The sequence below is a fragment of the Paenibacillus rhizoryzae genome (genome assembly GCF_059686995.1).
This window is the reverse complement of record NZ_JCAALT010000006.1, coordinates 440,250-452,028: the sequence shown is the minus strand read 5'-3', so window position 1 is coordinate 452,028 and position 11,779 is coordinate 440,250. Positions and strand designations below refer to the sequence as shown.

At 53.6% G+C, this 11,779-nt stretch carries 8 protein-coding genes and 1 other annotated feature; of the genes, 7 read left to right on the top strand and 1 reads right to left on the bottom strand.

Going from position 1 to position 11,779, the window contains the following annotated elements; genetic code table 11:
* Positions 1–4: 4 nt before the first annotated feature.
* Together AC6ESO_RS20000 and AC6ESO_RS19995 are read left to right on the top strand one after the other, a co-directional pair.
* Complete coding sequence (locus AC6ESO_RS20000; RefSeq protein ID WP_497092901.1) at positions 5–808, top strand: Nif3-like dinuclear metal center hexameric protein; 804 nt, start codon at positions 5–7, stop codon at positions 806–808.
* A 601-nt stretch (positions 809–1,409) separates the two neighbouring features.
* Entirely contained in the window at positions 1,410–3,770 is a 2,361-nt protein-coding gene (locus AC6ESO_RS19995; RefSeq protein ID WP_497092900.1) for a glycoside hydrolase family 95 protein, read from the top strand.
* Positions 3,771–3,820: 50 nt separating this feature from the next.
* Here the strand turns inward: AC6ESO_RS19995 and AC6ESO_RS19990 are convergent, their stop codons facing one another.
* Positions 3,821–4,681 (bottom strand): AraC family transcriptional regulator, encoded by an 861-nt coding sequence (locus AC6ESO_RS19990; RefSeq protein WP_497092899.1) that lies wholly within the window; start codon positions 4,679–4,681, stop codon positions 3,821–3,823.
* 141 nt (positions 4,682–4,822) lie between these two features.
* On the opposite strand from AC6ESO_RS19990, the gene AC6ESO_RS19985 reads away from it, so the two are divergent.
* From AC6ESO_RS19985 to AC6ESO_RS19965, 5 genes are all read left to right on the top strand, one after another.
* Positions 4,823–6,349 (top strand): tagaturonate reductase, encoded by a 1,527-nt coding sequence (locus AC6ESO_RS19985; protein ID WP_497092898.1) that lies wholly within the window; start codon positions 4,823–4,825, stop codon positions 6,347–6,349.
* The gene (locus AC6ESO_RS19980) at positions 6,346–7,365 is read left to right on the top strand and encodes a zinc-binding alcohol dehydrogenase family protein (protein WP_497092897.1); all 1,020 of its coding nucleotides are present in this window, start codon (positions 6,346–6,348) and stop codon (positions 7,363–7,365) included. The genes AC6ESO_RS19985 and AC6ESO_RS19980 overlap by 4 nt, the downstream gene beginning before the upstream one ends.
* A 463-nt stretch (positions 7,366–7,828) precedes the next feature.
* On the top strand, positions 7,829–8,176 hold the full coding sequence (locus tag AC6ESO_RS19975) for a hypothetical protein (RefSeq protein WP_497092896.1): 348 nt from the start codon (positions 7,829–7,831) through the stop codon (positions 8,174–8,176).
* A gap of 163 nt (positions 8,177–8,339) precedes the next feature.
* Positions 8,340–9,563, top strand: a complete 1,224-nt coding sequence (locus AC6ESO_RS19970; RefSeq protein WP_497092895.1) for an amidohydrolase — start codon at positions 8,340–8,342, stop codon at positions 9,561–9,563.
* Between the two features lie 63 nt (positions 9,564–9,626).
* Positions 9,627–9,906: a binding site (T-box leader), on the top strand.
* Positions 9,907–9,990: 84 nt separating this feature from the next.
* Positions 9,991–11,673, top strand: a complete 1,683-nt coding sequence (locus tag AC6ESO_RS19965) for a glutamine--tRNA ligase/YqeY domain fusion protein (protein WP_497092894.1) — start codon at positions 9,991–9,993, stop codon at positions 11,671–11,673.
* Positions 11,674–11,779 lie beyond the last annotated feature (106 nt).

Sequence of the window (11,779 nt, the reverse complement as noted above, 5' to 3'; positions counted from 1 at the left end):
TGGAATGACGCTCATCGTTCAGGATGTACTTGACGCGCTGGCGGCGACGGTGCCGGGTGGAGCGGTTGGTTGTCGCGCGGATCAGCTGCTCTTCGGTGAAGCTGGGCAGGCTGTCAGCGGGATCGTCGTTACTTTTATCGCATCGCAGCAGGTTTTGGAGCAGGCGGTTTCGGTAGGGGCGAATATGGTGATTTCGCATGAAGGGATCTTTTACAGTCATCATGATGGAGATAGAGATGAGGTGTTTGCGGGGCCGGTGCATGCTGCGAAGAAGCAGTTTATTGCCGAGCACGGTCTTGCGGTTTATCGCTTCCATGACGGATTGCATCGACAGCAGCCCGATGGCATTATGGAAGGTTTGCTTCAGGAGCTGGGGTGGGAGGCGTTCGTTGTGGAGCATCTCCCTGCGGCTTCAATCGTGGAGCTCCCGTCCTGTACTGGCCTCGAAATTGCGGCACACGTGAAGGCGCGGCTACGGATCGGGTCGCTCCGTGCCGTAGGCGATCTGTCTGCGCAGTGCCGCCGCATTGGATTACTCGCTGGTTACAGGGGGGGCGGGGCGTTGGCGATTCCGCTCTATGAGCAGTACCAGCTAGATCTGATCCTGTACGGCGAAGGACCGGAGTGGGAAACGCCGGAGTACGTGAGGGACGCCACTCACAGTGGAGCGGCGAAGTCCCTCCTCGTTCTCGGCCACCTGGAGAGCGAACAGCCGGGCATGAGGCTGCTGGCCGATCGGCTCAGTCGATTATTCGCCTCCGTGCCAGTGCACTATGTGAATGTGGATTCTGTGTTTGATGTGGTTTAGACCGAGGGGCTGTCTCGAAAGTGCGCAGAGCGACTTTTGAGGCGGCCCTTTTTGTTGTTGTGTTGGTGTTGGCGGTGAGCAAGGGTAAGGGTGGCTCGGAGAGCAACACATTGGCATGTTTTAGTGGAGCATCGGAGGAAGGTGAGGCAAATTGAAGAAGTGCACCTAGAGGTCTACAATGGTGGAATTTCGGGAAACAGCGTTAAAGTAGCTCACGCAGAGATCTACATTGGCCGGAATTTGGCGAAAAGAGAGCATGTAGCTCACCTAGAGATCTACATGGTGGGAGACTGGATAGAAGAGTAGTTCCGAGAGCAACACATTGGCGGAAAATTGATGGATTTAGTGGAAGAGTGGCTCCCGGAGCAACACATTGGTTGAAGAATGGTGGTTATTGAGTAAGAGTAGCTCCCAGAGCAACACATTGGTGGAAGAATGGTGGTTATTGAGAAAGAATGGCTCCCAGAGCAACACACCGGCGGAAGCCTTCCCTTCTGGCGGTGAGAATTCTCCCGATTGGGAAAAAATTCAACACAGAGGGGCAGAAGTTTGATACTGTGTGAATAGGACAACATCAAGGACCGATTGGGAGGGAAATGAATTGAAATTGCATTATCCGGGACCTGCACGAGTTTGGACGGAAGCGCTGCCAATTGGAAATGGCCGATTGGGTGCCATGATTTATGGCAGTGTGGAAAACGAGCAGCTGCAGCTAAATGAAGACACGCTTTGGTCGGGGCCGAACTTTAACTGGAACAATCCAGAGGCCCTCGCTGCTTTGCCGGAAGTTCGCCAGTTGCTGGCGCAAGAGAAATACGTGGAAGCCGATCAGCTGTGCAAACGAATGATGGGTGCGTACACGCAATCCTATTTGCCGCTTGCCCATTTGCATCTTCTGTTCGAGCACGGTAATAATACGAGCGGCTACCGGCGAGAGCTCCGCATCGATGAAGCGATCTCGACGGTGCATTATCGCATCGGCAATGTCGCTTATACGCGGGAGTATTTTGCCTCGCATCCGGATCAAGTCATCGTGATCAAACTGACCGCCAGCCAGCCGGGCAAGATCTCCTTCCATGCCAAGCTAAGCAGTCCGCTTCGTCACCGCATGGAACAAGACGGAGCATCTGAATTAACGCTGAGCGGCAGAGCTCCTGAGCATGTCGCGCCTAGCTATCAGTCTTCCGATAATCCGATCCGTTACGGCGATGAGTCGACGTCAAAAGCGATCCGTTTCAACGGAAGGCTGGCGGCATCTGCGGATGGCGGTACAGTAGTAGCGAGTCCGGATGGACTTCGCGTAAGCGGCGCTACATCGGTTGTCTTGGTATTCGATGCGGCGACGGATTTCGCGACGAAAGACGAGCAGCCTTCAGCACGCACCTCGCAGCGTGTTCATGCAGCGCTGAGCCATTCATACGAGGAGCTTCGCGCGCGGCATATCGCGGATTATCAAGCGCTGTTCAATCGCGTCGAGCTGGATCTGGGCCAAGCATCGGAATCGGACGAGCTGCTTCCAACGGATAAACGGATTAAGCAAAATGGGGCAAGCGATCCCGGATTAGTGAAGCTGCTGTTTGATTTTGGCCGTTATCTGATGATTGCTTCTTCGCGTCCTGGAACGCAAGCGACGAATCTGCAGGGCATTTGGAATCAAGAAACAAGACCGCCGTGGAGCAGCAATTATACGATTAATATTAATACGCAGATGAACTATTGGCCGGCAGAAACCTGTGCGCTCGCAGAATGTCACGAGCCAATGATCGATTTGATCGAGAAGATATCGAAGAGCGGCCGGGAAACGGCGAGTATGCATTACGGTGCGCGCGGCTGGACGGCTCATCATAATACGGATATTTGGGGACATACGGCACCGGTCGGTGATTTTGGAGAAGGCGATGCCGCATGGGCATTGTGGCCGATGGGCGGACCTTGGATGGCCCAGCATTTGTGGGAGCACTACGCGTTCAGCAAAGATAAAGCTTACCTGAGAGATAAGGCGTATCCGATTTTGAAAGAATCGGCGATGTTCTGCCTGGATTGGCTCATTGACGACGGCCAAGGAAAACTCATTACGTCACCATCCACATCGCCGGAGCATAAATTCGTTACCAAAGACGGGTATTCCGGCGTCAGCGTAGCTTCGACGATGGATCTATCGATTATCTGGGACTTGTTCACGAACTGCATTGAAGCATCCGAGGAGCTGGAGATCGATGCGGAGTGGAGAGCGGAGCTGGCAGCGGCCAAAGAGCGCTTATTCCCCTTGCAAATCGGCAAGTATGGTCAGCTTCAAGAATGGTACAAGGACTTCGAGGATGAGGATCAATTCCATCGCCATGTCTCGCATTTATTCGGCGTCTATCCCGGCCGTCAATTGACGGAGGCGAGTACACCGGAGCTGTTCGCCGCTGCGCGTCGTTCACTCGAGCGTCGTGGAGATGAAGGAACCGGTTGGAGCTTAGGGTGGAAAACCGGCCTATGGGCACGTTTTGGCGATGGCAATCGAGCACTCGCTCTAGTGAACAACCTGCTTCAACTGGTCGATGAATATGCAAAAGAAAACTATCACCGCGGCGGCGTGTACGCCAACTTATTCGACGCTCATCCGCCGTTCCAGATCGATGGCAATTTTGCCGCTACGGCGGGCATTGCGGAATTACTGCTGCAATCCCATCAGAATTACGTATGGCTGCTGCCGTCGCTGCCGGATGCTTGGCAGAACGGGTCTGTTAAGGGCTTGCGTGCTCGCGGGGGATTCGAAGTCGGCATGACGTGGAAGGAAGGCAAGCTGCACAAGGCAAGCGTGAAATCCCTAGTCGGAGGCAGCTGCACCTTGCGTTCAGAGTCGCCAATTACGATTACGGATGCAGAAGGAAATCTTGTCGCTGCCGAGCAATTAGGCGGAAGCTTATATCGATTCAGCACTCATATTGACGGAAGCTACTCCATTTCCGGATAAGATTCGAAGCCGCCGGGAGCGAGGGATGCCTCATCCACCGGCGGCTTTTTTTAAGTGCGATGCCGATAAGCCGATGGCGTCATGCCAACAATCTCTTTGAACACCCGGTGGAAGTAGGGCATGCTCTCGAAACCGCAGGCTTCGGCAATGGTTGCAACTTTATCATCCTTGCCCTGCAGAAGCTCCTTAGCTCTCAATATTCGCTTGACCGTAATAAACTCCGTGACGTTCATTCCCGTGCTCTGCTTAAATACTCTGCTAAAATGCGCGGGGCTGACGGAAGCTATCAGACTGAGCTTGCTAAGGCCGATAGCCTCCGTAAAATGCAGGTCCAAGTATAGCAAACTATCCTTCATCCAGCTTGGACCGATAAAGGCGGAGCTGGCTCTCTGCTTCCTCTCGCCGCCTTTCTCCCGATTGACCGCCAGCAGCAGCTGCTCTACATACAGAACAATGGCATGGCGGTAGCCCGCTTGCGCTGTCTGCAGCTCAGATTCCACCCCATCAAGTGCGCGTTCAACAGATTCCTGAAGCGCTGGTGAACATTCCATTTTGAACGTATGACTCATGCGACTTTGCTCGAAGCACGCCAAATAAGAAAAGGATTCTCCCAGCGAAACGCGATCCAGAAGAATAGGATGAAAAAACATAGCGGTGGACGTAACGGGATCCTCTTTGTCCGGGAATGCGCGATGGATGGTATTGCCCGGAATGATGAAGAGATCGCCTTTATTCATGTCATAAATAGTTCGGTCTATAAAGAAAGCACCCTTACCGCTGTACACATAGACAAGCTCAAACCAATCATGCACATGATCAGGCAATTCGCGCTGCGGTGTTTTTCGATCCTTAAATGTGTAGGCAAAAGGGAAGGAAGGCTGTGCATCGAAAAGTTTGCGTATAGGCTTCATGTGCGAGCGCTCCTTTGTCGTCCATCTCTTCTCTAAGGATATATCAAATTAGGGTATAAATGTGCAATAATATGCTCTTTTATGAGCTCATAGGGATGTTAAATTTAGAGTAAGACCAAACAAGCAAAGGGGATTGAATCGATGGGGAAACAGCTGAGTCAAGAGACATTACCTGCTAAGCAGCGGCAAGCCTACGAGGGTATCAAGCAAAGTCCGGTCACGGTGCTGCAAATCGGAGAAGGCAATTTCCTGCGCGGTTTCTTCGATTGGATGATTCATAAATGCCGTGAGCAAGGTCTATTCCATGGAAGTGTAGCGCTGACGCAGCCAAGGCCGGGCGGCCGGGCGAAGATCGATACGCTGCAAAGCCAAGACGGTCTCTACACCTTAGTGACGCGGGGGCTGGAGAAGGGGGAGCGCGTGGAGAAAAAGGAGATTGTATCGGTCTTCTCTACAGTCTTCAACCCTTACAGCGACTGGCAGCAGCTCATCGGACTGGCGGAGAATCCTTCCTTACGTTTTGTCGTTTCGAACACGACGGAGGCCGGACTCGTCTACAACCCGGAGCCGCTTGCGGAAGGCGAACCGATTCAGTCATTTCCGGGCAAAATCGCATGGCTGCTCTACCGCAGATATCTAGCGCTGGGCAGTACATCTCCTGACAGCGGGCTTATTTTTCTGCCATGTGAGCTGCTTGAGCGCAACGGCGATGAATTGAAGCGCTGCGTGCTGCAATATTGCGACGATTGGTCGCTGCCGGAGTCGTTCCGAGAATGGGTATCCACGCATAATCGATTCCTCAATTCGCTTGTTGACCGCATTGTAACGGGTTATCCGCCTGGGGATCAGGCGAATGCGTGGTTCGACGAATGGGGTTATGAGGATGCAATGCTGACTACAGCAGAGCCGTATCACTTCTGGGCGATCGAAGCGGAACCGGAGCTGGACGAAGAGCTGCCGCTGCAGCAGGCAGGGCTGAATGTACGCTGGGTCGATGATCTGCGTCCGTATCAGCTAAGAAAGGTGCGCATTCTTAACGGCGCTCATACGCTCATGACCCCGCTTGCCCTGCTGCATGGCGAGCAGTACGTCAGAGATGTCATGATGAATGCGGCCTTTCATGCTTTTGTGAAGGAAGCCGTTGCAGATGAAATTGTGCCGACGGTTGCCATGCCGGAAGAGGAATTGAAGGCGTACTCGGAGGCCGTGTATGAGCGGTTTCTGAATCCATACATTAACCATCGCCTCGCGGATATTGCCATGAACAGCCTCAGCAAGTTCAGAACCCGGCTGCTGCCTACTTTGCTTTATTATGTGGAGCGCGGAGAGGCGCTGCCGCAGCGAATCGTGAAGTCGCTTGCTGCACTGTTGCGGTATTACCGCGTCGTTCGGAAAGGCGATAGTTTCACAGGTCGCACGCTTGATGGCACTCCGTATACGGTTAGGGACGATGCGGCATCCTTGGCGCTTTTAGCGGGGAGCTGGTCTAGCCAACTTCCGCTTGAGGAAATTGTTCCTCGACTGCTTAGTCACAAGGAAATTTGGGGCAGCGATTTGTCTGCCATCGGCGGACTGGCGGAAGGCGTTACGGCTTTCATGGTGGAGATGGAGCGGCTCACCGAAGATGAATATAACACGAAGGTAGACAGGGGGAATGGTCAGCTGTGAGAGGAATCATCTGCGCGGAAGTAGACCGTTTCGAATGGACGGAAACTTTACCCGAACCGCTACACGAAGCGGGACATGCCATCGTCGGCATCAAACGAATCGGCATCTGTGGAACGGATCTCCACGCATTCAAAGGGAACCAGCCATTCTTCTCGTATCCGCGAATACTTGGGCATGAGCTTGCAGGTGTTATTGAAGAGGTTGGCTTTAACGAACAAGGACTCCGAGTTGGCGATCAAGTCAGCATTATCCCGTACCTGCACTGTGGAGTTTGCATCGCTTGTCGCAGCGGCAAAACAAATTGCTGCACCGATATGTCGGTTCTGGGCGTGCATCGCGATGGGGGCATGAGAGAGCGGATCTCGGTCCCGGTCGCATGTTTGCTGGCAACGAACGGACTGACGCTAGACCAGACCGCAGTGCTCGAGCCAATTGCGATCGGTGCGCATGCCGTGCGAAGGTCGGGCCTAACCGCGGGCGAGACGGCACTGGTCATCGGAGGCGGACCGATCGGCCTCGGAGTAATGGCTATTGCGAAGCATAAGGGGGCGAAGGTCATCGCGATGGACGTGAACGACGACCGGCTTAACTTCTGCGGGCAATGGGCGAAGGCGGATGCGCTTGTGAACGCGCTGCCTGATGAGCCGGTTCGGCGCATCATGGATGCGTGTAACGGCGAGCTGCCAACCGTCGTCTTCGATGCGACGGGCAACGCCAAATCCATGGGCGACTCGTTCCGTTATGCGGCCCATGGCGGCAGGCTCGTCTTTGTCGGGCTGGTCAAAGCCGACATCACCTTCAACGATCCCGAGTTCCACAAACGCGAGCTCACGCTTATGGCGAGCCGCAATGCGACGCGAGAAGACTTCGACACGGTCTTGGATGCGCTGTCCGCAGGTGCGATTGACGTCAGCCGCTACATTACGCACCGTGCACCGCTGGCCGAAATGATAGAGCAGTTTCCCAGCTGGCTAATGCCGGAATCGCGGGTAATAAAAGCGATGGTGGAGCTATAATCTCAGCCTCCGGATTGGCGAGTCGTCGCCGCTAGCGGGTGAGTTCATCGCCGAGCCGAAAGAGGCATATCCGCTCTCGTGTGGTGGGAACCGATCGCAGCAGCGCCGGCGTATTAGCACCTACCGCGCACAGAGATTCGTTTTTGCACCATTCACCACAAAACCAATTCGCAACGAGGTGACCAATTGATCTAAGCTAACTTGCTGCAATCGGCAGCCGACTTTCGTCTGGCAGGCAATTTTAAAGCAGCTTATGATGTACTCGTCCAGATGACCACTTCGGCTGCGAACAATCCGACGCAATACGGACGTTAATGCATGCGATTTTGCAGCTTGCTCCTGATGGCGTGAAGCCGTTCGCACAAGGACTCAGACGGTATACGGATGAAATAACCTAATTCGTCGCCATCCAAATATTAAGAACATCCTCTGCATAGGTATGTAACAGAGGAGCGTGAATAAAGTGGACAAGAAGGTTAAGCGTTATTTTCAGTTGAAGCAGAAGCAGAAAGAAATTGAGCAGGAGCTGACGGAGCTGCGCGGGGAGATTTTGGTGCATTGCGAGGATCACGGCGTTTCGGAGCTGGAAACGGAGAAATACCGGGTGAAAATCGTGCATCAAGAACGCAAGGAATACGATGACCTCAAGCTGTATGAATCCCTTGATGACCCGGAAGTGTGGCGGCTGCTGTCCAGGCCGGATTCTGCTAAGATTGCGGGCCTCATTAAATTAAACGTACTTAACGAAGAGAAGCTGAAGGATACGTACGCGGTGAAGAGCATTTCGCTGCTTCAAGTGGATAAGAAGTGAGCCTCACCGCCGTTACTCCAGACAAGGGCCGAAGCCTCCAAGAACCACTTTAACAAGTGGAGCTGGAGGTTTTTTAACGCGCGCGCCAATGATTCGAAACCTGTTCAAATGTGGTAAATTAGTAGGATATGTATAAACCAACCGACAGATTGGAGAATGCAAAATGAATGTCACGACCTATTGGCTGCAAAATGTGCGGCTTGAGACGGGGTTCCAGCGCGAGAATGGGATTGTTTCCGGAACGGAGACGGCGATTGGCCATGTGTTAATTGTAGATGGCCGAGTCGAGTCGATCTTGTTCGAGGCGATTCCTGCAGAGGATCAGCGTCCGAAGCGGGATGCGAAAGGCATGCTGCTGCTTCCTGCATTCAGAGATGCGCACATCCATTTGGATAAAACCTATTTCGGGGGTCCTTGGCAGGCGGTGAAGCCGGCGAGAAGTATTTTCGACCGAATCGAAGAGGAGAAAATCTTGCTCCCGAAGCTGCTTCCGGTTGCGGTAGATCGGGCGAAGCAAATCATTGAGCTGCTGCTCGGATACGGATCGACGCATATGCGAGGTCACGTCAATATCGAGCCGACCAGCGAGCTTAGGGGGCTCGAAGTTGCACGGCATGCACTTGCCGCCTATGAAGGTAAACTGGGCTACGAGCTGGTTGCGTTCCCGCAGCACGGTTTGCTGCGTTCGAATTCGCGCGGCTTGGTGAAGCAGGCAATCGAGCAGGGAGCTACTCATGTCGGCGGATTGGACCCTACTTCCGTGGATGGCGACATGGAGCAATCGCTGCATGCCATGATGGATCTGGCGGTCGAAACCGGCGCCGGCGTGGACATGCACCTTCATGAGCAAGGGGCGGCAGGCTATGAGACGATGCATCGACTTGCCGAGATGACGATTGATGCCGGCTGGCAGGGACGCGTTACAGTCAGCCATGCCTTCGGTTTTGCGAGTGGAACGGCAGCGCAAGCAGAGCAGCTGGCGGAACGTTTTGCGGAAGCGGGGATCTCGGTTGCGTCTACGGTGCCGATTGGAGGGCTGGTTATGCCGATCCCGATGATGCATCGCAAAGGAGTGAAGGTGGAGCTGGGAACGGACAGCCTTACGGATCACTGGTCGCCTTTTGGCAATGGCGACAACTTGGAGAAAGCGGGCCGCCTGGCAGAGGTGTACCACATGTCGGACGAATATTCGCTGACCCGCGCGCTTGGATTTATTACGGGCGGTGTACTTCCGCTTAATGAACAAGGAGAGCGGGTATGGCCGGCTATCGGAGACGATGCATCGGCAGTACTCGTGCAGGCGAGCTGCTCCGCGGAAGCGGTGGCCAGAAGAGCGCCGCGGATTGCATCGCTGTATCGTGGCAACGTGGTATCGGGAACACTGTAACGAGAGCTGAAGTTGAACGCCTATTTACTGTATAAAGATTTTCTGTTATCATCTTTCCAATATTCAAACGCGATGAAGAGAAGAGTAGGGAAATATCGTTCTTGTACAGAGAGCTCCGGCAGCTGAGAAGGAGCAAGGAACATTTTCGCGAAACAAGCCTCTGAGCAGCATGTCGGAACCGCAAGGGGATGGCATGACGGGAGCTCCCGTTACAGAGCTAGAGTATAACCATCTGCATCGGCATGAACAACGGCACCGGCAGGCGGCGTACTTGAAGAGGTTAATATGGCGACATATTAATGAAGCTGGGGTGGCACCGCGATCGATAAACTTCGTCCCCAAGACAACATGTCTTGGGGGTGAAGTTTTTTTGGTTTTTGCAGCGAATCGGAGTGTCAGATCATATCTTCATTAGGAGGCGTTGACCTTGGATAACGAGAAAGAACACCATAACGAAAATTTTCTGTATAAGCTGATCAGCGAAGAGCTGGAACAAAAGCCATTCGGAAGAGCCATGTGCACGCGGTTTCCGCCGGAGCCTAATGGTTATCTTCATATCGGAAGCGCCTATGCGATCCACACGAATTATACGATGGCGCAAAGGTTCGGCGGCAACTTCCATCTGCGTTTCGACGATACGAATCCGCTGAAGGAGGATATCGAGTACGTTCATGCGATCGTAGAGGATATCCGCTGGTTCGGTTATGATCCGGGCGAGCACATCTATTACGGCTCCGATTACTCGGAACAAATTTATAAGGCTGCCGTCACGTTAATGGAGCGCGGCAAAGCGTATGTATGCGAGCTAACCCCGGATGAGACGAGGGAGTATCGCGGAACATTAACGGAGCCCGGGAAGAACAGTCCTTATCGGAATCGGTCGGTGGAGGAGAATTTGGAGCTTTTTGCAAAAATGCGCAATGGCGACTATCCGGCCTCATCCATGGTGCTTCGAGCCAAAATCGACATGGCATCACCCAATCTCAATCTGAGGGACCCCGTCATTTATCGGATTATCCACGCGGAGCATTATCGGACGGGGAACGAGTGGTGCATTTATCCGATGTATGATTTTGCCCATCCCATTCAAGATGCCATTGAGGGAATCACCTATTCCATGTGCTCGATTGAATTCAAAGACCATCGGCCTTTGTACGAGTGGGTTCTGGTGGAGGTTGGCATCCACGAGCCTCCTCGTCAAAGGGAATTCGGGCGGCTTAGCTTAACAGGCGTTGTGACGAGCAAAAGATTCCTGAGGCAGCTCGTAACGGGTGGTTATGTAGACGGTTGGGATGATCCGAGGCTGCCTACGCTTCGCGGCCTAAGAAGAAGGGGCTTTACGCCGGAGAGTATCCGCCGATTTATTGAGGAGATTGGCAGTATTCGCACGACAAGCACGGTGGACATCTCCTTGCTGGATCATTGTCTCAGACAAGAGCTGAAGGACAAGACGGCGAGCGTGATGGCGGTGTTGCAGCCGTTAAAGGTGGTCATCACGAACTATCCTGAGGGGGAGACAGAACTGCTGGTGGTTGATAACAATAGCGAAAACGAGGCTTTGGGGAAACGGGAGGTTCCATTCACGCGGACGATCTATATCGAGCGGGATGATTTTATGGAAGTGCCGCCGAAAGGGTATCACCGGTCAAGCCCTGGTAGTGAAGTGCGGCTGAAAGGCGCGTACTTTATCCGCTGTGAGGAAGTGATCAAGGATAAGGCGAGCGGCGAGATTAGGGAGCTGCGCTGCACGTACGATCCGCTTACGAAGAGCGGTACGGGTTTCACCGGACGCAAGGTGAAGGGGACCATTCATTGGGTTTCCGCAGCGCATGCGGTGAAGGCCGATGTACATTTGTACGACAGGCTGCTGCTAGACGAGAGTGCGCCAACCCGCGAGGAAAGTAGTTGGGACGACGCGATCAACCCTGAATCACTCGTGATCGTCAAGGACGCGCTGATCGAGCCGTCGGTTCGAGACGCCGGTGCGGAGGAGAAGTTCCAATTCTTCCGCCATGGTTACTTCAGTGTGGATCGGAAACACAGCGGCTTTGAGGGGCCGCTTGTGTTCAATCGAATCGTGCCGCTGAAGGATACGTGGAATAAGAAGTGAGGGAAAGAGATTTTCCTGAAAAATGTTCCTTGGTCATGTTGGTTATGGTTGAGGGCCGCGAGTGTGGAAGTGAGAGTTCGAAAATGGAACTCTCACCGCCGAAACC